The sequence below is a fragment of the Lachnotalea glycerini genome (assembly GCF_003201285.1).
Taxonomy (GTDB): Bacteria; Bacillota; Clostridia; order Lachnospirales; family Lachnospiraceae; genus Lachnotalea; species Lachnotalea glycerini.
This window is the reverse complement of record NZ_QICS01000015.1, coordinates 49436-72811: the sequence shown is the minus strand read 5'-3', so window position 1 is coordinate 72811 and position 23376 is coordinate 49436. Positions and strand designations below refer to the sequence as shown.

Annotated in this window: 19 protein-coding genes, 1 pseudogene and 1 riboswitch; of the genes and pseudogenes, 5 read left to right on the top strand and 15 right to left on the bottom strand. The window is 35.0% G+C overall.

Annotated elements, in window-relative coordinates:
- Positions 1–11 precede the first annotated feature (11 nt).
- The gene (locus C8E03_RS19200; protein WP_094377949.1) at positions 12–959 is read right to left on the bottom strand and encodes an ATP-dependent DNA ligase; all 948 of its coding nucleotides are present in this window, start codon (positions 957–959) and stop codon (positions 12–14) included.
- The gene (gene ku, locus C8E03_RS19195) at positions 959–1729 is read right to left on the bottom strand and encodes a non-homologous end joining protein Ku (RefSeq protein WP_110291864.1); all 771 of its coding nucleotides are present in this window, start codon (positions 1727–1729) and stop codon (positions 959–961) included. Before ku ends, C8E03_RS19200 begins: the two co-directional genes overlap by 1 nt.
- A gap of 126 nt (positions 1730–1855) precedes the next feature.
- Between ku and C8E03_RS19190 the strand changes: the two genes are divergently transcribed.
- Positions 1856–2011 (top strand): AE-binding protein, encoded by a 156-nt coding sequence (locus tag C8E03_RS19190; protein ID WP_110291863.1) that lies wholly within the window; start codon positions 1856–1858, stop codon positions 2009–2011.
- 223 nt (positions 2012–2234) lie between these two features.
- Here C8E03_RS19190 and C8E03_RS19185 read toward each other — a convergent pair whose 3' ends face one another.
- From C8E03_RS19185 to C8E03_RS19170, 4 genes are all read right to left on the bottom strand, one after another.
- Positions 2235–3350, bottom strand: a complete 1116-nt coding sequence (locus C8E03_RS19185) for a hypothetical protein (protein WP_330410873.1) — start codon at positions 3348–3350, stop codon at positions 2235–2237.
- A gap of 308 nt (positions 3351–3658) precedes the next feature.
- Positions 3659–4669 (bottom strand): GGGtGRT protein, encoded by a 1011-nt coding sequence (locus tag C8E03_RS19180; RefSeq protein ID WP_110291862.1) that lies wholly within the window; start codon positions 4667–4669, stop codon positions 3659–3661.
- A gap of 19 nt (positions 4670–4688) precedes the next feature.
- Positions 4689–5381: an iron-sulfur cluster assembly scaffold protein gene (locus C8E03_RS19175; protein WP_110291861.1), complete on the bottom strand. Its 693-nt coding sequence runs from the start codon at positions 5379–5381 to the stop codon at positions 4689–4691.
- A 251-nt stretch (positions 5382–5632) separates the two neighbouring features.
- Positions 5633–6694 carry a lactonase family protein gene (locus tag C8E03_RS19170; RefSeq protein WP_094377953.1) on the bottom strand — a complete coding sequence of 354 codons (1062 nt, stop codon included), beginning with the start codon at positions 6692–6694 and terminating at the stop codon, positions 5633–5635.
- Between the two features lie 361 nt (positions 6695–7055).
- On the opposite strand from C8E03_RS19170, the gene C8E03_RS19165 reads away from it, so the two are divergent.
- From C8E03_RS19165 to C8E03_RS22885, 4 genes and pseudogenes are all read left to right on the top strand, one after another.
- Positions 7056–7595, top strand: a complete 540-nt coding sequence (locus tag C8E03_RS19165; protein WP_094377954.1) for a helix-turn-helix domain-containing protein — start codon at positions 7056–7058, stop codon at positions 7593–7595.
- Positions 7596–7614: 19 nt separating this feature from the next.
- Positions 7615–8688 (top strand): ABC transporter ATP-binding protein, encoded by a 1074-nt coding sequence (locus C8E03_RS19160; RefSeq protein ID WP_094377955.1) that lies wholly within the window; start codon positions 7615–7617, stop codon positions 8686–8688.
- Complete coding sequence (locus C8E03_RS19155) at positions 8681–9490, top strand: ABC transporter permease (protein WP_094377956.1); 810 nt, start codon at positions 8681–8683, stop codon at positions 9488–9490. The genes C8E03_RS19160 and C8E03_RS19155 overlap by 8 nt, the downstream gene beginning before the upstream one ends.
- Positions 9490–11342 (top strand): annotated as a pseudogene (locus C8E03_RS22885) (extracellular solute-binding protein). Before C8E03_RS19155 ends, C8E03_RS22885 begins: the two are co-directional and overlap by 1 nt.
- Positions 11343–11633: 291 nt before the next feature.
- Here the strand turns inward: C8E03_RS22885 and C8E03_RS19140 are convergent.
- The 9 genes from C8E03_RS19140 to hydF all read right to left on the bottom strand — a co-directional run bounded on the left by C8E03_RS19140 (position 11634) and on the right by hydF (position 23355).
- Positions 11634–12524, bottom strand: a complete 891-nt coding sequence (locus tag C8E03_RS19140) for a fumarylacetoacetate hydrolase family protein (RefSeq protein WP_110291860.1) — start codon at positions 12522–12524, stop codon at positions 11634–11636.
- A gap of 88 nt (positions 12525–12612) precedes the next feature.
- The gene (locus C8E03_RS19135) at positions 12613–14205 is read right to left on the bottom strand and encodes a hypothetical protein (protein WP_094377958.1); all 1593 of its coding nucleotides are present in this window, start codon (positions 14203–14205) and stop codon (positions 12613–12615) included.
- Between the two features lie 211 nt (positions 14206–14416).
- Positions 14417–15721 (bottom strand): phosphomethylpyrimidine synthase ThiC, encoded by a 1305-nt coding sequence (gene thiC, locus C8E03_RS19130; protein ID WP_094376249.1) that lies wholly within the window; start codon positions 15719–15721, stop codon positions 14417–14419.
- A 209-nt stretch (positions 15722–15930) separates the two neighbouring features.
- A riboswitch (TPP riboswitch) is annotated at positions 15931–16040 on the bottom strand.
- An 87-nt stretch (positions 16041–16127) separates the two neighbouring features.
- Positions 16128–17762: a peptide chain release factor 3 gene (locus C8E03_RS19125; RefSeq protein ID WP_456298599.1), complete on the bottom strand. Its 1635-nt coding sequence runs from the start codon at positions 17760–17762 to the stop codon at positions 16128–16130.
- 204 nt (positions 17763–17966) lie between these two features.
- Positions 17967–18500, bottom strand: a complete 534-nt coding sequence (locus tag C8E03_RS19120; protein WP_094376247.1) for an RICIN domain-containing protein — start codon at positions 18498–18500, stop codon at positions 17967–17969.
- A gap of 282 nt (positions 18501–18782) precedes the next feature.
- Entirely contained in the window at positions 18783–19079 is a 297-nt protein-coding gene (locus tag C8E03_RS19110; protein WP_110291859.1) for a DUF6442 family protein, read from the bottom strand.
- Between the two features lie 404 nt (positions 19080–19483).
- Positions 19484–20650 (bottom strand): phosphopentomutase, encoded by a 1167-nt coding sequence (locus C8E03_RS19105; protein ID WP_110291858.1) that lies wholly within the window; start codon positions 20648–20650, stop codon positions 19484–19486.
- A 126-nt stretch (positions 20651–20776) separates the two neighbouring features.
- On the bottom strand, positions 20777–21943 hold the full coding sequence (locus tag C8E03_RS19100; protein ID WP_094376252.1) for an MFS transporter: 1167 nt from the start codon (positions 21941–21943) through the stop codon (positions 20777–20779).
- Positions 21944–22164: 221 nt separating this feature from the next.
- Complete coding sequence (hydF, locus tag C8E03_RS19095) at positions 22165–23355, bottom strand: [FeFe] hydrogenase H-cluster maturation GTPase HydF (protein WP_094376244.1); 1191 nt, start codon at positions 23353–23355, stop codon at positions 22165–22167.
- Positions 23356–23376: the final 21 nt, after the last annotated feature.

The window sequence follows — 23376 nt, the reverse complement described above, 5'->3', positions numbered from 1 at the left end:
ACCTAAGTGCTTTAACTAGTCAAGCATTTAGGTGTTTTGCATTCATATGGTGCTTTATCATCTCTGATTCCTTTAAATACAGGCTGCCGAAAACTCTCTTTCTCTGTCGGCATAGACTCCACAATGCATACAAGCTCCGGTGCCAGCCAGACAGCATTCTCGTTCCCTTTCGGTATATAACCAAATGGGGACGCTTCCACCTCTTTGCATCTGTGCTCCAGTAATACTTTTAGGCTTACACCAAGCGTTACATGCCCCAAATATACAAGCTGTTTTTGATTATCATATTGCCCCAAGACAAGACTTACCATATTATTTTCTTTCTGAATGTAGCCGCATATGACACAATCGTCTGTTGACAAGACCTTGCATTTTATCCAGTCTTTTGTGCGCTTGTCAAAATAGTATCTGCTCTCTTTCTTTTTTGCTACAACCCCCTCTAGGCCTCTTTGCTTTGTTAATTCAAACAATTCTATTCCATTTGTTTCTATATATCTGGAAACACTGATTAAACTATTTTCATTTACCACCTTTTCAAGTAATTCTTTGCGTTTAATCAGCGACAAATCAGTTACCAGCTTGTCTTTGAGATATATGATGTCATAAGCAACAAAGCTGGCCGGAAATTGTTCTGCTGCCAACTTAATTTTAAATGAATCTGTGATTAATGCTCTTCGCTGAATCTCATAGAAATCTGTCACTCCATTCTTAAGTACAAACAGCTCACCATCCAGAATACATTTTTCTTTTACTTGCATATGAATCTGAGTAAGCTCAGGAACATGTGGTAATAGCTTTTTATCTCGTTTATTTCGAATATCGGTCTGTTTTTCATCTAAGTATACAATACATCTGATTCCATCTAATTTAATTTCATATATAAATTCCTGCGAATTAAATGCTTTTTTATTTTCTGCAATTAGCATAGGCTTGATACCCTTTTCATCAAATATATCCATTATGCTGTACCCTTTTTCGTCATCTCAACCGTTTTCTTTAATGCTTCCATCAAATCAATTACATTAGATGGCGCGCTTGTATCTACGCTAACTATATTTTGACCTTTTATTTTTGTCTCAATCGCTTCTTTCAGCCTTTGCTGATATTCATCACGGTATTTGGCAATATCAAACTTTTCCGTCATAGTTGAAATAAGTGTTTTTGCCATCTCCAGTTCAGGCTCATTGATCTGTATATTTAATTGTGTATTTGGAATCTCTTGTAATTCCTCTTGATAAAATAATGTTTTAGCTATGATTGTATTCTTATTGGGATATAATACTAGAAGCTGCTCTTTCGTTCCTATAACAGTTTTTGCAATAGCAATTTCTTCTTGAAACATCATTGCCTGTCTCAATAATTCAAACGCTTTCTCAGCACCTTTCTCGGGCACGACATAATAATTTTTTTCATAATAAATTGAATCTACATCGGACATTTTTGCAAAATGTTCAATATGAATGGTTTTATCCTTTTTTGTTTTAATTTTCTCTAATTCTTCTTCCCCAATAGTTACATATCTTCCCTTTTCAAACTCATAACCCTTTACAATCTCATCATTCGTAACTTCTTTATTACAAGATGGACAGTATTTCTTATAACGGACTCTCTCATGTGAATCCTTGCATAATTGATTAAAACTAACACTGATGTCTCGTGTCGTTTTATATAATCCAACTGGAATATATAACAACCCTACACTAATTGCACTTTTATGTGCTACAGCCATGTAAATCACCTCGTTTTCAAGATTAGTATGTGCAAATTAAAAAGTATCTATTCTTTACTATTATCCTATTAAGCTGTCATAATTTTAGTTTAACTGTGCATACTAATTCCGAAAGGTGGTGCTTACATGTATAAAGATGTATACAAAGATAATGACAATGAATATGATATGACAACAGATGAATACACCAATAAAAATAAGCCTGAAATCAATTATCCTCCGATAAAGGAGCCTTTACCTGAGTCAACTCGTCCTCGAAAAGACGGACCTGGTGGAAATTAGATTCAACAACAAAAACGACTAACTTCTCTGTTTGGTTAGTCGTTTTCTTCTATTCATATATTTTATTACTAACCTAAATACAATTGTACAAGCGAATGAGATGGGTCTTAATAACGCATTAGTATTCTATCGTTTTTATTTAAAACATAGGAACTCAGCTTACTATGTTTTATGTAATTGAATAAATTAATCTATCACCTATATACTATAGTTAAATTTATGATTATTGAGAAATGAATCTAAGATTTTGAATTGTTATTGGATATATATAGTCAATTCTCAATTGTGGTTCCCATATAAAACCATCACTTCTGGTAATTTTTCCTTGTATCTGATATAATTCCTTTGCTAAATATTGGTTTTCTGCTATATCAAGTGGTGCACTGCTGTTTCCCATTTGCTCTATTCCATTCACCATCTTATAAAATCCAATCCAATATGCTCCATTGCTGTTATCTGAAATATATAACTTTGAGATAAGAGCTTGGTCTGGAATAAAAGAAACGCTGCTTAAATCTACTTGTTGATATGGTGATAACCAAGGACCATTTGAACCATAATTTTTAGTTCCAAAGTCAAACTTCATTCCCAAATTCATATATCCGGTGCTGCCATTTTTATATGCACCTCCAAAATAGAAAGAATAGTTTTGAGGACTGTAGTTGTTGTCTATTCCATTTTTGGGATCTACCACTGCATAATATGTACCAGGTTCACCCTGAAGATAAATTGTTTCTGACGTATTACCTGTTTGCTCAGAGCTTACTTGTCCCATCTGACCATTTGACATAATTTTTAAGATAAATAAATCATAATCATAGTTTGCTGGAATATCTGTTAATATTACAGCGATTAACCCCTGACTTTCGTCTAAATCTGATTGGGTTACATCTATTTTATACCAATCTTCATCATTAGCGGTGTTAATATTTGCTTGGATTTTTTTTCCTTTTATACCTGATGTCGCTACTCCCGAGTTATTATTCGGCTCATATTGGTCAGGTGTATATGTAGTACCTGTTGCATATAATGCTTCCATTTCAGTAAACTTTTTAACCTGTGAATTCATTCCAGCTTTCAGCTCTGCAGACACATTTGTGTTGAAATCTTCCATCGTAAATATTTCTGCCTCTTCTTCCAGACTATCCTCCATTGTAGTTTCATGAAAAACAGTTTGTTCTTCTGACTCCATTGCAAATACATTGCTTGAAGATACTGCTAACAAAACGGTAACTAAAAAAAATGTTTTACATATTTTCATTAATTTTTCCTCTTCTTTCTTCAATTTGCTGTTTTTCTTACGTTCAATACGAATTATTTTAATTCTCATACTATACAAACGTTATACTCCCCCTCATTAGCATAATTATATCAAGATTGAAAACTAACGTCAATATTTTTAGACGTCTAAATTGTACAAACATGAAGCTAAATTTTAATCATATATACATTCTTTATATTATAACTGCTCTGTCAAAAATTAATGACAAAAAAGGTGCACTCACCAAATTTGGTAAAATGCACCTTATAATTTTTATATTTTTTCAATGTACTAACACGATGTACTAATAATATACTAATCATACACTTTTCAAGACATTAGTACAATTCTCATTACTTCTACAAAGCTTGATTCTACGCAATTCCTTAGAATTTACCAGCCTTTGCTGCCTCTTCAACGGAAACGGCTACAGCCACTGTCATTCCGACCATTGGGTTATTTCCTGCACCGATAAGACCCATCATTTCAACGTGAGCTGGAACAGAAGAAGAACCTGCGAACTGTGCATCAGAATGCATACGTCCCATTGTATCTGTCATACCATAAGAAGCAGGACCTGCTGCCATGTTATCAGGATGAAGTGTTCTACCAGTACCGCCACCTGAAGCAACTGAAAAATATTTCTTTCCCTGCTCGATACATTCTTTTTTGTATGTACCTGCAACCGGATGCTGGAATCTGGTAGGGTTAGTTGAGTTACCTGTAATTGATACGTCAACCCCTTCCTTGTGCATAATAGCAACACCTTCTGTAACATCGTTTGCACCATAGCAGTTAACTTTAGCGCGAAGACCTGTGGAATAAGATTTTCTAAAAACTTCTTTCACTTCTCCTGTATAGTAATCCATTTCCGTTTCAACGAAAGTAAATCCGTTGATTCTTGAAATGATTTGTGCTGCATCTTTTCCAAGACCATTTAAGATAACTCTTAAAGGCTCTTTACGTACTTTGTTTGCCTTTTCAGCAATACCAATTGCGCCTTCTGCTGCTGCAAATGATTCATGCCCTGCTAAGAAAGCAAAACATTTTGTCTCTTCTTCCAATAACATTTTACCAAGATTACCATGTCCTAGACCTACTTTACGTTGGTCTGCAACGGAACCTGGAATACAGAAAGACTGAAGACCTTCACCAATAGCAGCTGCTGCATCAGATGCTTTTTTGCAGCCCTTTTTGATTGCAATTGCTGCGCCTACAACATAAGCCCATTTTGCATTTTCAAAACAGATTGCCTGAATTCCTTCAACTTGTTTATATACGTCTAAACCAGCATCTTTGGTAATCTTCTCAGCTTCTTCAATAGAAGAAATACCATAGCTGTTTAATACTGCATCAATTTGTTTAATTCTTCTTTCATATGATTCAAATAAAGCCATTTTTTATTTCCTCCTTCTATTATTCTTCTCTTGGATCTATAATCTTAATTGCATCAGCTACGCGTCCATACTGGCCTTTCGCTTTTTCGTAAGCAGTATTTGGATCATCGCCTTTTTTGATAAAGTCAGTCATTTTTCCAAGACTTACAAACTGGTATCCAATGATTTGATCTTCTTCATCAAGTGCAATACCTGTTACATAGCCTTCTGCCATTTCAAGATAACGAGGACCTTTTTTAAGAGTTCCGTACATTGTACCAACCTGTGATCTAAGACCTTTTCCTAAATCTTCAAGACCAGCACCGATTGGAAGTCCATCTTCTGAAAAAGCTGACTGTGTTCTTCCGTATACAATCTGTAAAAACAGTTCTCTCATTGCTGTATTAATAGCATCACATACTAAGTCAGTATTTAAAGCTTCAAGTATTGTTCTTCCTGGCAAAATTTCAGAAGCCATGGCAGCTGAATGTGTCATACCTGAACATCCAATTGTCTCAACCAATGCTTCCTGAATAATACCTTCTTTTACATTAAGAGTTAATTTGCATGCTCCCTGCTGTGGAGCACACCAGCCTATACCATGTGTTAACCCTGATATATCAGTTACTTCTTTGGCTTTTACCCATTTTGCTTCTTCTGGAATTGGAGCAGCACCATGATTAACACCCTGCGCTACCGGACACATTTTTTCTACTTCATGTGAATAAATCATTATAAGACTCCTTTCAAATATGTAATCATTTGTTGACCCTGTTGCCTTCATAGAAGGGACTTTTCAACCTTAAATGTGTGACATTAACTTTGATATTTATTTAACACCGCACCTTAAAATATTCTCTCATAGATTATAGAATTAGTCTAGTCGTTTTTGATATTTTTTTTCAATATTCCCTCCCTATCAACATATAGTAACAAAAAAAGGAGCCATGCAATGTGTCATTAACCCTTGCATGCTCCTTTTCTTTATTCTAAAATCTTAGTCACTAATACACAGTTTGGTGTATCAATTTGAATTGGCTTTCCTTTCATAACCAGTACACCCTTTTGATAATCTACCGAAAAAATAGTAATAGTATTCGACTCATGATTTAAAGACATTAAATGCTTTCCATCTGGGAAAAACTCAATATCCTTTGGATATTCACCGCTGACAGGTAAAATATTCAATTTATCGAGTATTCCTGTTTCATGATTGATTCTAAATATTCCCACACTGTCATCACCTGCATTTGAACAAAATACATAATTGTTATCCGGCGAGAATTTAATTGCCGCCGCTGCACAGCCATCATCGCAATGAGCATCTGCCGTAGGTATCGTTTGAATCAATTCAAATTTAGGAGTTTTTTCCGTTTTAGAACTGGTATAAGTATAAACATTAATATAATTTTTTAACTCACAAATCAAATATGCGTATTTTCCATCTTTGCTAAAAACTAATGTTCTTGGTGCTGATTCTATCTCACATCTTAAAAAGTCCACCAGCTTAATTTTGCCATTATCTTTGTTAAATTGATAAATTTTAACATGATCCACACCTAAATCAACTGCACACAGAAACCTCTCGTCCGGCGTTAAGGTTACGCAACTGACATGTGGTCTGAAATTTCGCTCAGCAACACTTCCAAGTCCCTTGTGAAACACACCATCACGTATTTTCCCGACGCTTCCATCCTCTGCTAAATCAAGTACGGTTACTTTACCATCATGATATCCTGCAACAAATAAATATTTATCCAGTGAGTCTGTTTCAAGATAGCACCCTCTCATCCCTTCTATTGAAGCTATATTAATCGGTTTTAAATTTCCATCTGGCAATATTTCAAAAGATTTCACTCCTTCGTCTGCTATGGAATATAAAAATTTTCCATTCTTTGAAAATACCATATCAGATGGGTTGTTAATTTTTTCAACACATCTTTCTTTCATACTTCCGGCTTCAACATCCAAATCATAAATATGAATTCCTAAACTGCTTCCATGCGTATATGTACCAACATATGCAACGTACTTTTCTCTCTTCATGTAACATCCTCCATAATACGTGATTAATCATATAATAAAAATTAATGAATCTATTAATCTAACGATATCTTAACATATTTTTATCCATTTGTTAATAGTATAACTATTTTTATCTCTTTAATCCTTGTGGATTAGAGTTATTATTTTTCTTCAAAAATTTCTTCCTATATTCGACATTTTTCACTTCTTAAAAGCTCTAACAAAATATGTCTTAAAATTCGTCAATATTTTTTTAATCTGCTAGTTGACACCTGAAATTTTATGAGTATAATATATCTAGTGTGTAGTTTAGGAATAGTAAACTTTAAGTATAGTTTTACTATTTTCGGACTATATTAGGAGTATGAAAGGAAATTTGTATATGCAAATAGGAAGTAAGTTAAAAGAACTTAGAGTATTAAAGAATCTTACTCAAGAAGAACTGGCCGACCGTGCTGAACTTTCCAAAGGGTTTATTTCGCAAATCGAGCGTGACTTGACCTCACCTTCTATAGCTACACTCGTAGATATTTTGCAATGTCTTGGAACTGATTTAAAGGATTTTTTTAATGACACTGCAGATGAACAAATCGTTTTTAAGCAATCTGATTATTTTGAAAAAATAGATTCTGAGCTTAATAATAAAATCGAATGGATTATACCTAATGCGCAGAAAAATATAATGGAGCCTATTCGGCTTACACTAGAGCCAGGAGGGTCTACTTATCCCGATAATCCTCATGAGGGTGAGGAGTTTGGTTATGTTCTTCAGGGTAGTATAACAATTAATATAGGAAAGAAAATTTACAAAGCCAAAAAAGGGGAATCGTTTTACTTTACCCCGCATGCGAAGCATCATATCGCAGCCAATCCCAAAACAGGTGCTACTCTCATATGGGTAAGTACTCCGCCAAATTTTTAGAACATAGGAGACGTGAAAAGTGAGCAACAATTTAATTAACTTAATTAATGTAACAAAAACATTTGATAACCATATTGTATTGGATGAACTTAATTTATCTGTAAAAGAAAATGAGTTTGTTACTCTTTTAGGACCCAGTGGTTGCGGGAAATCTACTACACTTGGAATTTTAGGAGGCTTTCAGCAGCCTGATAAAGGTCAGGTTATATTTGGCGGTAATGATATCACAAACATGCCTCCAAACAAAAGACCCCTAAATACGGTATTTCAAAAATATGCCCTTTTCACTCATATGACAATAGCTGAAAATATTGCATTTGGTTTGAAAATAAAAGGAAAATCAAAGCCTTACATAAATGATAAAATAAAATATGCACTTAAGCTTGTCAATCTGGATGGTTACGAGAATCGTATGCCAAATTCTCTTAGCGGTGGTCAACAACAGCGAATTGCGATTGCCCGCGCTATTGTAAATGAACCAAAGGTTTTACTGCTTGACGAGCCTTTAGGTGCTCTTGATTTAAAGCTTAGACAAGATATGCAATATGAACTGATTCGTTTGAAAAATGAGCTAGGTATAACCTTTATCTATGTAACTCACGACCAGGAAGAGGCCTTAACAATGTCCGATACAATTGTAGTAATGAATCAAGGCTACATTCAGCAAATCGGAACCCCTGAGGATATCTACAATGAGCCTCAAAATGCCTTTGTAGCAGACTTTATCGGAGAGAGTAATATTCTTCCTGCTATTATGCTTGAGGATAAATTAGTTCGTGTACTTGGTACTAATTTTACCTGTGTTGATATCGGTTTTGGAAAAAACACGCCCGTTGATGTTGTAATTCGTCCGGAGGATATCGACCTTGTTAAGCCTGAGGATGGTACAATCGAAGGCGTTGTCACTCACTTAATCTTTAAGGGAGTGCACTATGAAATGGAGGTTATGGCAAATGGTCATGAATGGCTTGTTCACAGTACTGATTTATTCCCAGTTGGAACTAAAGTAGGCATTCATGTTGACCCCTTTGATATTCAGATTATGAATAAGCCTGCCTCTGAAGATGAGGAGGCGGTGATAGTTAATGAATAAAAAATTACTTTCTGCTCCTTACCTGCTTTGGGCTGTATCCTTTATTATCATCCCGCTGATTATGATATTTTATTATGGTCTTACCGACAAATCAGGTGGCTTTACATTTAGTAATATTTTGGAGATATCAACGAGTATTAATGTCAAAGCATTGTTGCTTTCTCTTTTACTGTCCCTCATTAGTACGTTGATATGCTTATTACTAGCCTATCCATTGGCTATGATATTAAACAACCTAAACGTAAACCAAAACAGCTTTGTGGTTTTAATATTTATTTTACCAATGTGGATGAATTTTTTACTTAGAACGCTTGCATGGCAGACTCTTCTAGAGAAAACGGGTGTCATCAACAATGCCCTTGCTTTTTTTCATTTACCTTCCTTGAATATAATTAACACACCTTATGCGATTGTGCTTGGAATGGTATACAATTTTCTTCCATTTATGGTACTTCCAATTTATAACATTCTGATTAAAATTGATCCTAATGTAATCAATGCCGCAAGAGATTTAGGGGCAAACGGTCTTCAGACCTTTTGTAAAGTAATTCTTCCCTTAAGCTGGCCAGGTGTCATAAGTGGAATTACTATGGTATTTGTTCCATCCCTGACTACCTTTGTCATTTCTGACTTATTGGGAGGAAGCAAAATATTGTTAATTGGAAACGTAATTGAACAAAAATTTACTCAGGCGAATAATTGGAATGTAGGTTCTGGACTATCTTTAGTTTTAATGATATTTATTCTTGTAAGTATGGCAATTTTGTCTAAATATGATAAGGATGGGGAGGGTCTAATATGATGAAAAAATTTTTTTGCAAATTTTATCTTGCCATGATTTTTATATTATTATATGCTCCCATTGTAACTTTAATTGTACTCTCTTTCAACGCTTCAAAGACCCGTGCAAAATGGGGAGGCTTTACCTTAAAATGGTACTCTTCGCTTTTTCAAAATGAAGCTATCATGGATGCACTCTATAACACGATAACAATTGCATTGATTTCGGCTTTGATTGCTACGTTTGTTGGAACTGCAGCTTCCATTGGAATCGCTTCAATGAGCAGACATTTTAAAACCATTTTTATGAGTATTACAAACATACCTATGTTAAATGCTGATATTGTAACAGGAATATCCTTGATGCTGCTTTTTATTGCCTTTGGAGTAAAATTTGGATTTGCAACGATTCTTTTGGCTCACATAACCTTTAATATTCCTTATGTTATTTTAAGTGTTATGCCAAAGCTTCGACAAATCGATTCAAATATATACGATGCTGCGCTGGATCTTGGAGCATCACCTATATATGCTTTTTTCAAGGTGATCATTCCAGATATCCTTCCGGGAATCTTATCAGGCTTTTTGTTGTCATTTACAATGTCATTAGATGACTTTATTATTACTCACTTTACAAAGGGTTCAGGCATAGATACCTTATCAACCAAAATCTATGCAGAGGTTAGAAAAGGCATTAAACCTGAAATGTATGCTCTTTCTACTCTTCTCTTTGTATCTGTGCTAATTTTATTAATTGCTGTTAATAAAGCTCCAAAACAGCGAAAGGAAAATTAATTGAGGAGGATTGTGCAATGAAAAAATTAATTGTTTTATTCACTGCTACAGCGATTATCGTAAGTTCATTAGCAGGCTGTGCAGGCAAGAATTCTGTATCTGATGCAGAAAAAGTATATGTATATAACTGGGGAGAATACATTGACCCTGAGGTTATTGATATGTTTACAGAAGAAACTGGAATAGAAGTCGTTTACGATGAATTTGAAACAAATGAAATTATGTATCCAAAGGTTGCATCGGGTGGCGTATCCTATGATGTCGTATGCCCTTCCGATTACATGATCGAACATATGATTCAGGAAGATTTGTTAGCAGAGCTTAATTATGATAATATACCTAATATTGCTAATATTGATGAAACCTATTTAGAACAATCTAAGCAATTTGATCCTGAGAATAAATACAGTGTCCCATATTGTTGGGGAACAGTTGGCATTCTCTACAATAAAACAATGGTGGATGAACCAATTGACAGTTGGTCAGTACTTTGGGATGAGAAATATAAGGACAATATTTTAATGCAAGACAGTGTACGTGATGCTTTTGCAGTTGCATTAAAATCCTTGGGCTATTCACTTAATTCCACTGATGAATTGGAATTAAATGAAGCAAAAGATCTTTTAATTCAGCAAAAACCTTTGGTTCAAGCCTATGTAATTGATCAGGTTCGAGACAAAATGATTGGTAATGAAGCCGCTTTAGGTGTTATTTACTCCGGTGAAGCCAACTACACACAAAAAGAAAATTCAGATTTGGTCTATGTCGTTCCTAAGGAAGGCACTAATGTATGGATTGATTCCTGGGTAATTCCTAAGAATGCAGAGCATAAAGAAAACGCAGAAGCTTTTATTAATTTCTTATGCCGCGCTGACATCGCTTTGAAAAACTTTGAATACATTACCTACTCAACGCCAAACAAAGCTGCAAGAGAATTAATCGAGGATGATGCGTTAAAAAACAGTATTGCACTTTTCCCTGATGCCGATACCTTAAAGAATTGTGAAACTTTTAAATATTTGGGTGCCGACAATGATGAGCTTTATTCAACACTATGGAATGAGGTAAAATCTAATTAATAAAGAAGAAGTTGCCTATTATAGCGAATTTCTATTATATCGGAACAAAGCGGTCAACTCCCTAATCCCTCACGAGGGACTTGACCGCTTTGACGCGCCGAATGCTTTCACGCAATGACATTTTCCACTTGCATTCGTGCGCATTGTGTTTTTATTTCATAGGAATCAAACTTTTTTACGTTACCATATCAAGGTCTTTCCTATGAAATAAAACAGCTTCAAAATGCCATATTTCGCATTTTGAAGCTGTTGTTTTATTAAGGATTACATAAGCTGTAAGTAGTTTTTACCCTATTCTACTGTATTGGTAAGCTTTCCAATACCCTCAATTTCACATTCTATCACATCACCTTTTTTAAGAAAACGCGGAGGCGTAAAACCCATTCCCACTCCAGCCGGCGTTCCCATAGAGATTATAGTACCCGCCTTTAACGTCATACCCTTTGATAATTCGCTAATTACATGAGCAATTCCAAAAATCAACAATTCTGTATTGCTATCCTGTCTAAGCTCCCCATTCACATAACTTTTAATATTCAAATGAGGTGGATTTTCAAATTCATCTCTTGTCACAATAATAGGTCCCATAGGAGTAAAGCCATCCAGGCTCTTTCCAAAATACCATTGCTTATGCGCAGTCTGCAAATTTCGCGCACTTACATCATTGATTATGGTATAGCCAAAAATATAGTCAAAGGCATCCTCCTCAGACACATTTCTAGCATCCTTACCGATAATAAGTGCAAATTCTGCCTCATAATCAAGACTATCCACCAGTCCTTCGTAGCTTGGAATGGTTCCACAATCTGCAACAGCCTCATTGACTCTTTTTGAAAAATAAACTGCATATGGTCTTTCCCCTCCAAAAGCTTCTTGTTTAAATCTGGCTGATTCCTCGGCATGAGCCAGATAATTAATTCCAAGACAGATAATATCCTGTTTAGGATAGGGAATCGGAGCCGTATTTATGGTATTGTCACGAAAGACAAGCTGATCATGCTCTTTTTGATCCTTGCTTTTTAATAATTCCAATTCTGCTCTTGATATATTTTCAATCAATTGATTCATAGATGAATAGTTAATATCAAATTGACTGATTGGATAAATCTTTTGTTCATCTTTACTTAATATACCAATGATTTCATTCCCATTTTCTTTTAATCGATAAGTGATTAATTTCATATTTCCTCCATTCGCACGCTTCATAGCGTACTAACAAGTCTTGTAAACAGACTCACATACATCTCAAGTTGTTTGCTTAGCTGTCAATTTATTGCAATGAATATACCGTATTTACATCACTACCTTCAGAATATTCAAAGGTAATCTGATCTCCTTGGTTAAATTTAACAATACTAATATAATCCGTAACAGCTACATCAAATATTGCGTTTGATCCATCCAACATAATATAATAATGTGTATTCCCATCCACCACAGCCTGCGCAATTTTAGTTATCGTTCCTGTAATCTTTTGCAGACTCGCACTAGCTGCCTTTGTCACACCATTTGAACTTAGCAGTGAAATATACTGTCTCTCACATTCAATCACACTATCACCAATTGCAACAATCTGGTATCTGCGGATATTCACCATAGCATATTTTTTCACAAGCCCTGCATCATCCTTTAATGCAAGAAAATACGTTGGTTCATTTCCAATATTTAATAGCAATGGAAAGGTGGCATGATAATTTAAGTTCTGAACCTGACCCTCTGCGGAGGACATTGCAGAATATTCTTCTGCTCCTTCGATATGATAAAATCTTGTCTCATGTGTTCTCTGGTTCATTAGAACAAAACCTACATTGGATTGGTCACCGCTTACTGAGGTAATTCCTGTATATACCCATACATCATCCTCCATAGCAATATAATTATATCCATCTGTGGTTTTTAAGCAATCTTTCTGACTTAATAAGGTATTAAAATATCCATGTTTGAGACTACCGTAATAATCATACTGATCAATTAATAACTCGGCGGAATATACTCTGTCTACCCAGCTTGGAACTTCTGTAATATCATAGTCTGCGGTTTCACCTGTAATGGCATTACACAATACGGCTCTTCCTATGGTTTCACCTCCGAACAATCCAATCGTATATTCTTTGACTGGACAAACCCAGTAAGGTACTCCACTATCATCAATTTCAAAATTGAAACTATCAAAGATATAGGTCGGATACTGGAATCTTAAATGTCTGTAAATATTTCGATTGAAGTACTCGCTCTCTGAATATTTGATTCCTTGATCCAACTTCACTAATTCCACATTTTGATCTGTCATGTTGATTGTGATATAAGCCGGAATTCCTTCCTTTTGATTGGTAAGCCATTTAATCGGACTTGCATATGCAAGCGGAGTCACTCTCGTTGGTACACCCTGATAGTTAATCTGTGTATATAAACTGCTTACCTCAAACTGAGATACCATATCTACCATACTACCCATTTTACGATTACCTAAAAGCTCAGCCGAATCCTTATCTAGTATTGGAATTTGATTAAATGATACTTCCTGAATATCATCCGAAAATTCTCTATCCTCAACTGTTAAAAGCTTTTGATACTTCTTGGCATTTACAATCGGTGAAGATAGAATACTTCCTACAATAAATATGATTACTGTTACTGCAATAACAGTGATACCGATTTTAACAATATTAGAATGCCTAGCCTCTTCAAATGATTTCACACGAACGGCGGTTAGTATAGCAAAAATAAAAACAATGGCAATGATTAGAAAAAACCAAAAGCCACTAGAATGAATATTGATAGCGGGAATCGTAATATAATAATATAAAAATCCCAACAATAATATTACAAATAGCATGAATAACTTACTAATACCCTTTTTCATAATTCTCTCCTTCTTAAAAAAACTATCTTACATCATAAATTATATTATAAAGTTTAACCAAATAAAACACAATCTATATTTTTACTATAATAAAGCTGCTGAAAATAATTTATTTACAACAGCTTTGTGTATTATTTATTCGGTTTCTCCAACTTTACATCTATCCTAATCATTATACCACACTTAATATGATTAGCTATCATGAAATATCCTACAAAATATCAATATATTCTCCTGCCAATGCCTTATTCATACTTCTTACTGCACAAAACTTGCCACACATTGAACAGGTATCCTCATGTTCTGGCTTGCGCTCGTTTCGAATTCTTTTCGCATTCTCAGGATCAATAGCGCATTCCCATTGTGCTTCCCAATCAAGCTCTCTTCTTGCATCTGCCATTTTATCATCCATTTCCTTTGCACCACGAATTCCTTTTGCTATATCGGCAGCATGAGCGGCTATCTTTGAAGCAATGATTCCCTGTTTCACATCTTCTACATTAGGAAGTGCCAAATGCTCTGCCGGGGTCACATAGCAAAGAAATGCTGCTCCCGAGGCTGCTGCTATAGCTCCTCCGATAGCTGAGGTAATATGATCATACCCTGGAGCTATATCTGTAACCAATGGTCCTAATACATAAAAAGGTGCTCCCATGCAAATTGTCTGTTGCATTTTCATATTGGCTTCAATCTGATCCATTGGCATATGACCTGGACCTTCCACGATTACCTGAACATCTCTTTCCCATGCTCTCTTTGTCAGCTCACCCAGTCGAACCAGCTCCTCTATCTGGCATACGTCTGAGGCATCTGCAATACACCCAGGCCGACAGGCATCTCCAAGCGATATGGTTACATCATATTCACGACAGATTTCCAATATTTCATCATAGTATTCATAAAACGGATTTTCATTACCAGTCATACACATCCATGCAAATACTAAAGATCCTCCTCTGGATACAATATTCATTTTTCTTTTATGTTTTCTAATCTGTTCAATCGTTTTTCTCGTAATTCCACAATGTAATGTTACAAAATCCACACCATCCTCAGCATGCAGCCTTACCACATCAATAAAATCCTTTGCCGTTAAATTCGCTAAATCTCTTTGGTAATGAATGACTGAATCATAAACCGGAACAGTTCCTATCATAGCGGGGCATTCTGATGTTAATTTCCTACGAAAAGGAATCGTATTTCCATGTGATGATAAGTCCATGATAGAATGGGCGCCCATATGTACAGCAGACATGACCTTTTGCAACTCTAGCTCAATATCCTTACAGTCACGTGACACCCCAAGATTTACATTAATTTTGGTTTTAAGCATACTTCCGATCCCTTCCGGATCTAAACACTTATGATTTTTATTGGCACATATTACTACCTTACCCTCTTTTACAAGAGGCAATAATTCCTCTATGGTCATTCTTTCTTTGGAAGCCACTGTTTTTAATTCTTGGGTAACAATCCCTATTCTGGCCGCTTCCATCTGTGTTGCATAATTTCTCATTTCTTAATCCTCCTGTTGACAGTGTTTATTTTATTGCCTTATAACCCGAATACTGCCAGCCAAAAGATATTATAACAATAGAAATCTGCGAATCATCGGCGTAAGTCTAATGCTCTTTTTAATATAGAATTCTCCTACTATCTTACTTTAATCGTGTGGTCTTTTCTATATATAAAAAGAGCTCATACCTACCTACATAGTGTATGAGCTCGAATTCATCTCTTGTTTCCCTACGTTGGCATTATCCAAATCAGGTTATATAGGTCGAAGTTTGATTACTTCCTCTCAGCCTGCACCACAAGCTCCCTGTCTTTTTATAATGTATCACATAAATTCCATTCTGTAAACATATGATTTGAGTACTATCTATAAAACCCGTATTTAAATTGCAATTTCTACGAATCAATCATCTGCCAAACTCGGATAATTTAAGTCCTTTGTTACGATCAAGTGTCATACCTATACTCCAGCTATTGACAAACAATAACAACGGATTGCCCTTTAAATCCTTGATTTTTCTCATATCTGAGGTTCCGACCAGTTTATCTAAATCAACCTCTTTATTCTCTATCCATCTAATATGCTCATACGGAAGATTCTCCATACGGATTTCAACATTGTATTCATTCTCTAAACGGTATTTTAAGACTTCAAATTGCAACACTCCGACAACACCAACTATAATCTCCTCCATACCGGTATTGTATTCCTGGAATATCTGAATTGCACCCTCCTGAGCAATCTGATTGATCCCCTTAACAAACTGTTTGCGCTTCATTGTATCAACCTGTCTTACTCTTGCAAAATGCTCCGGAGCAAAGGTGGGAATCCCTTCAAATTCAAATTTTTCAGAGCCGCTACATAAGGTATCTCCAATCGAAAATATGCCCGGATCAAATACACCGATAATATCTCCAGCGTATGCTTCTTCCACGATTTTACGTTCCTGAGCCATCAATTGCTGTGGCTGCGATAAACGAAGCTTTTTGTTTTGACCCTGAATATGGGTAACTTCCATTCCGGCATCAAATTTTCCAGAGCAAATTCGCATAAAAGCAATTCTATCTCGATGTGCCTTGTTCATATTTGCCTGAATTTTAAAAACAAAAGCAGAAAAATCTTCTCTGAAAGGACTGATTTCGCCTATATTTGACTTTCTAGGTAATGGAGAAGAGGTCATTTTAAGAAAATGCTTCAAAAATATCTCTACACCAAAATTCGTTAATGCAGAACCAAAAAATACCGGAGACAATTTACCCTGACTTACTAATTCAATATCAAACTCTGCACTGGCTCCATCTAAAAGCTCGATTTCATCATTCAAAGTATTGACAAAGCTCTCTCCTATTAAATTAGTAAGATTGCTATCATCAATTGATATTTCCAAGGCTGCGCCTTCTTTTGTACCTCTTTGGGTATCTGAAAACGTGGTAATGCATTTTGTATTTCTGTCATACACACCCTTAAATTCCTTCCCCGAACCAATGGGCCAGTTAATCGGACAGGTTGAAATTCCAAGCTCCTTTTCAATATCATCTAAAAGTTCAAAGGTATCTCTTGCATCTCGATCCATCTTATTGATAAAGGTAAAAATCGGTATATTTCTCATAACACAAACCTTAAACAACTTTCTGGTCTGTGCTTCAACACCCTTTGAAGCATCAATTACCATTACCGCAGAATCTGCTGCCATAAGTGTTCGATAAGTATCCTCGGAGAAATCCTGATGCCCCGGTGTATCCAATATATTAATGCAATAATTGTCATAATTAAATTGAAGCACAGAGGAGGTAACTGAAATACCTCTTTCCTTTTCTATATCCATCCAGTCAGACACTGCATGCTTTGCAGTCGCTTTTCCCTTTACTGAACCTGCCAGATTAATTGCTCCCCCATACAACAAAAACTTCTCCGTAAGCGTTGTCTTTCCTGCATCCGGATGAGAAATAATCGCAAAGGTTCTTCTCTTCTCTATTTCTTTATTCAAATCAGCCAATGTAAATCCTCCTAAATCTATCCAAACGGTGCTTTCACCATTCATCGTAGTCAATAACCTATTAAGTTTATACTAATCATGAAAGAATTGTCAAGAGGTTACTTTTTTATTCTTTCTTACTTTCTATTAACTAAGATTTTTTGCTATTTGTATTTAAAATTATATATTCACTCTAAAATACCTCTATTATGAATTGCTCAATATCGCAACTTCAAAATAGAGGTACTTTATTACAAGAACTTTCAATAACTACTCCACCTTTATGAGCTTAAATATCTGCGAAGTCATTCCATTTTCGTAATACTGCTGAATTCTCGTATGATTATTGAAAATACCACCAGTAACATTAAATACTTTTTCTGAATGAACTGCAACTATTTTTACTGCATTTACATCTTTGCATGGAATAATCCAAAAATGTTGATTATCACCGCCATGATAGTCATTTTGCATCAGTTCTGCACAATTATATTGACTTTCACCATGAATATCAAGGGACTTATTAGCTATTCGTTCTGCTTTTAGCTTTGCTTGTTCATCAAGAAGTTCTTTTTCAGACTTAGTACTGTAATCTTTATCTGTAATTAACTTGTCTATCGTTTTGATTTTTTTGTCAAATTCTTTCTTTTCCTCTTTTAGCTTTTTAAGCTCATCATTTGATTCCTTGTATTTCTTCTCTGTCCCAGTATCCTTTGTATGATTGGATTCTGCATTTGCAGAAGAGCTTTTTGACGTAGATTCGAAAGACTCAGCATTTGAATCATTTCCACTTGAAGTTTCCATCAATTTACATGTTATTTTAATACATATATTATTATGATATCTGTTTTATTTTACCTAAATTGTTGATTTAAGATAGTTCAAATATCTGCGGAAATGTACAAAAACTTTACTAATACGCAGAAGAAAGTTTCCTGCTCTTGCTGCACAATTTCGTATGGTTGCTGCCATCGAAAAATCGCATGAAGATAGATATCGAGCTTTACTTGATAATGTGAAAATGAAATAAAATACTCCCAATGCATTTTCTTTATATCTTTAGGCTTCCTGCAATGGGAGTATTTTTTAATCAAAGTCTTTTATCAGATACAAAACAAAAATAGAAATAACCATAATTAACAAAGATATTATTGCTATCATATCTTCTTTTGACTTACTATATTTGTATTTATATATTTCTTCAAAAAGTGAACCGCTTAAAAAAACTAAAATTAATTCATATATACTTTTTTTTAATACGAAATTAATAATAATAAAAATACATAATGCAATCTTCATTGCTAAAGAACCATGTGTCTCTGCAAACCGTTTATTTTTTTTAAGTTCTTCCAAATTCGAGTTATTATATCTCTTCTCTATCAAATTAATCACCCTAGATGTATTATTAAATACATAAATTTTTCCTTTCTTACAGAGTATATATCAGTATTAATCGTCACATCCACCTAACCAATTTATTTATATTATTATTTATATTAAAGAACATAGTTACATCAACAAATAAAATCATAATTAATAATAAATTTAAAATATTTTATCATAAATATCTATAAATATAAACTCATTAACGATAATTGTAAGCGGATTGTAATATTTCAAATAATTATACTAACAATACACGACAACAAATGAATTTCATGGATATATTACTTTAAAATAACTCAGATAAAATTCAATTATTATGAAATTGAATTATGAAAAAAATACTCCCAATGCATTTTCTTTATATCTTTAGGCTTCCTGCAATGGGAGTATTTTTTCGTCTTCTATTTTATAATATCTTTTAGTGATGATTTTCCTGCAATATCTGATTGGATTTCAAAATAATCAACGATCGTTTTTGCAATATCTGAAAAACTGTCTAATGTTCCTAAATTCATATTCTCCTTGACTGGCTTTCCATAAATCACCCAAGGAGTATATTCTCTTGAATGATCCGTTGATGGTGTACTGGGATCACAACCATGGTCTGCTGTAATCATTAAAATATCTTCCTCTTTTAATTTATCCATAATAGAAGAAAGACGATTGTCAAAACTAGTCAATGCCTTTGCATATCCGTCTATATCATTTCTATGTCCGTAGAGCATATCAAAATCAACCAAGTTAATAAAGCAAAGTCCGTTAAAGTCCTTATCTAAGTATTCTAATGTTCGATCAATACCCTCATCATTATTCTTAGTATAAACATATTCTGTAATTCCCTGACCTGCAAAGATATCATTTATTTTGCCGACTGCAATGACATCAAAATTATGCTCCTTTAAATTTGTAAGCATCGTATCTTTTGGAGGAAACATAGAGAAATCATGACGCCTTGTTGTTCTCTTATAATTTGGAAACTCTCCATCAAACGGTCTTGCTATTACTCTCCCAACCCCATGTTGGCCAACCAATAGCTTTCTCGCAATCTTACAGTATTCATAAAGAGTTTCTATCGGCACTACTGCCTCATGAGCCGCTATTTGAAATACACTGTCTGCCGAAGTATATACAATTAAATCCCCGGTTTCCACATGCTGCTTGCCATAATCTCTGATTACATCAGTTCCCGAATAAGGCTTATTACAAAGGATGCCTCTTCCCGTTTCTTTGCTAAACTGCTCCAATATTTCTTTAGGAAAACCAGACGGATAGGTTGGCAAAGCCTTTGGCGATTGAATCCCTGCTATTTCCCAATGACCTATTGTTGTATCTTTTCCCTGAGATTCCTCTGTCATTCTGGCAAAGCTTCCAGTTGGTTTTTCGTTCTTATCGCGACAATCTACGCCATCTATATTAAATAATCCAAGCTCTTGCATATTAGGCATTGAGAAAAATTTACTGGTTGATGTTGCTCTAATGGTATTACTTCCTTCATCATGAAATTTCGCTGCATCCGGCAGTTCACCAATTCCAAAGCTATCTAAAACAATTAAGAACACTCTTTTCATCTCGTCACCTCTTGTACAAATTGATTGTACATACCTTTCTACAAAATATATTATAAGTATATCTTATTTATTTCAATTAGTACATCTTAAAATTAGCACATGATAACAGAAATTAGTACTTTGTTGCTATACAATCTGATTTTTTGAGCGATTATAGCTTATAACAGCAAACAAGAGCATCATTGCCACATTAACACTTAAGAACGTGATTGCACCAGTTAATCCGATGCTCCCATCGGCAATCACTCCGACAAGCTGTGGTGTTATAATTCCACCCATAGCCGCCATTGCAAGCAGCATTGACATGCCTGCCGTAGAACCCTTAATCAACTCACCTGCGTTTGCGATACCCGTTGGATAAATTCCAGCAAAGAAAAAGCCAAGGCCGATTACCGCAATGGTAATAACTGTAAGATTTTTGGTTGCTATAAGCAGACCAAAGAATACTACGGTACAGCTACAATTAATTAACATAATTTTATATTTGGAAAGCTTCTTTGACAAATAACCTGTTGTCAATCTTCCAAGCATTATGACTATCCAAGTTATGGACACTAGATTCGTAGCATATGTATCGCTCATTATACCAATGCCCTTAAAATAAGTAACGAACCATCCATTAACACAATTTTCAACACCTAAATAAAAAAATAGCAATAGGCCGCAGAAATAAAAATCCGGGCTTTTTAAAAATCCATTTTCCTTTTGTGTCGATTGATTTTTATTTTTTTCTCTGTTATTCTTTTTATCCTCTAACGGTAATGTAACGTATCCAAGTACAGACAGTAAAGATAAGGACGTTACCGTATATATGATATACCTCCAATTTAGTCCCGCATTTACAAAAAGTGAAGTTAAAAATGGAGCCAGAAATGCGCCCATTGCAAATACGGTATGTAATAAGTTTAATGCAAACGGTGTACCATCATAGTCATTAACAACCATATTATTAATAATACTGACAGATCCTCTTCCTATTCCAAGCAAAATACAGGCTACATATAGAACTGGCGTCGCTGGAATTAATGATATCATGAATAAATCAATCGGTACTAATGCCGATAGAATGATTGTGGTTTTCTTTCTTCCGATTTTTCCTGCCATGGCAGGGTTTACAAAGCTAGCAAGTAAATTCCCAATCGCAAAGGCTGATAACAAGCCTCCCGCTATACTGTAGCTTAGCCTAGCTTCTTTGATTAAATACGTTAATATAGACCCTAATACAAGTGCCATCATGCCATTTGCAAAAAAAGCATAATAACAGGGAATAAACAGTCTCATTTTCTTACTCATAAATAATATTTCCTTTCTGTGCCTCATAAGCTATTTCCTATCTATAAACTATAAAAGTGCTGCGCAAAATAATTCTAAACTTTTGCGCAACACTATTTATTATAACAGATATTTTTAAAAAGTGTAAGCTTTGCTTACATGCTTATATTTGAATGGGTACGCAACTACCCTACATCCAAATTGGTACCCTGATGGGAGTACTTTATATTCTAAAGTTCGATTTAATAATCAATTTTATCTAGTATTCCATTCAGATATGCTATTGCAACCCCATAATTGGTCATTGGTACCTTTGAAACCTTTGCCTGCTCAATTCGGTTCATCACATATTTTCGGTTAAACATACACGCTCCGCATTGAATAATTAAATCATACGATGTTAAATCTTTTGGAAAGTCCACTCCGCTGACAATTTTGATATCAATTTCATCTCCTGCAAGCTTTCTAAGCATTCTTGGGATCTTTTCTCTTCCAATATCTTCTGCAAGCGGTGCATGAGTACATGCCTCCGCAATCAGTACCTTAGAATCTTTTGTAAGTCTACCGATTGCTTGTGCACTCTTCGCATAATATTCTATATCTCCTTTGTGCTTGGCAAATAGCACTGAAAATGAGGTAAGCCTACTTTCCTTTGGTTTCTTTTCGTATACGGTTTTAAATACCTGCGAATCTGTAATAATAAGTGCAGGCGGCTTTGTCAAAGACGCCAACGCATCATCTAAATGATCCGTTGTAGCAGATAATATCAGGCATTTATTATCCAGCAAATCACGAAGTGTCTGAACCTGAGGCAAAATAAGTCTCCCCTTTGGCGCCTGTATATCCTGAGGCATGACAAGAAGTACAATATCTCCCTCCTTTACTAAATCCTTCGTGATGCTTTTCGCTTCATAGTCCTTTGGCACATTTCTTCTGAGTATTTCGAGCAAATCTTCCATTCCGATTTTCTCTTTACAACTAACTAAAACAGGTTTCATATTCGTTAAAGCTTTTACCTGTTCTTCAAGCTCCTCGCTATTTTTTAAAACATCCACCTTATTAATAACAGTTATAAATGGTATTTCCGCTTTTTTAAGCTGATCAATCCATTCCTTTTCCATTGCCAAATCGTAATCCGAACAGACTACAATAGCTATATCTGTTTTTTCAAGAGCTTGTTTCGTCCTCTCGATTCTTTTATTTCCAAGCTCACCTTCATCATCAAAGCCTGCCGTATCAATAAATACACATGGTCCAATTCCGCTGATTTCCATTGTCTTATAAACAGGATCTGTGGTTGTACCTGCAATTTCAGATACAAGTGCAATATCCTGACTTGTAATTGCATTAATAAGAGATGATTTACCACTGTTTCGTTTTCCATATATGCCAATGTGCAGTTGATTGGCCCTTGGTGTTTTCGTTAAACTCATAGATACCTCCAATGGTGTATT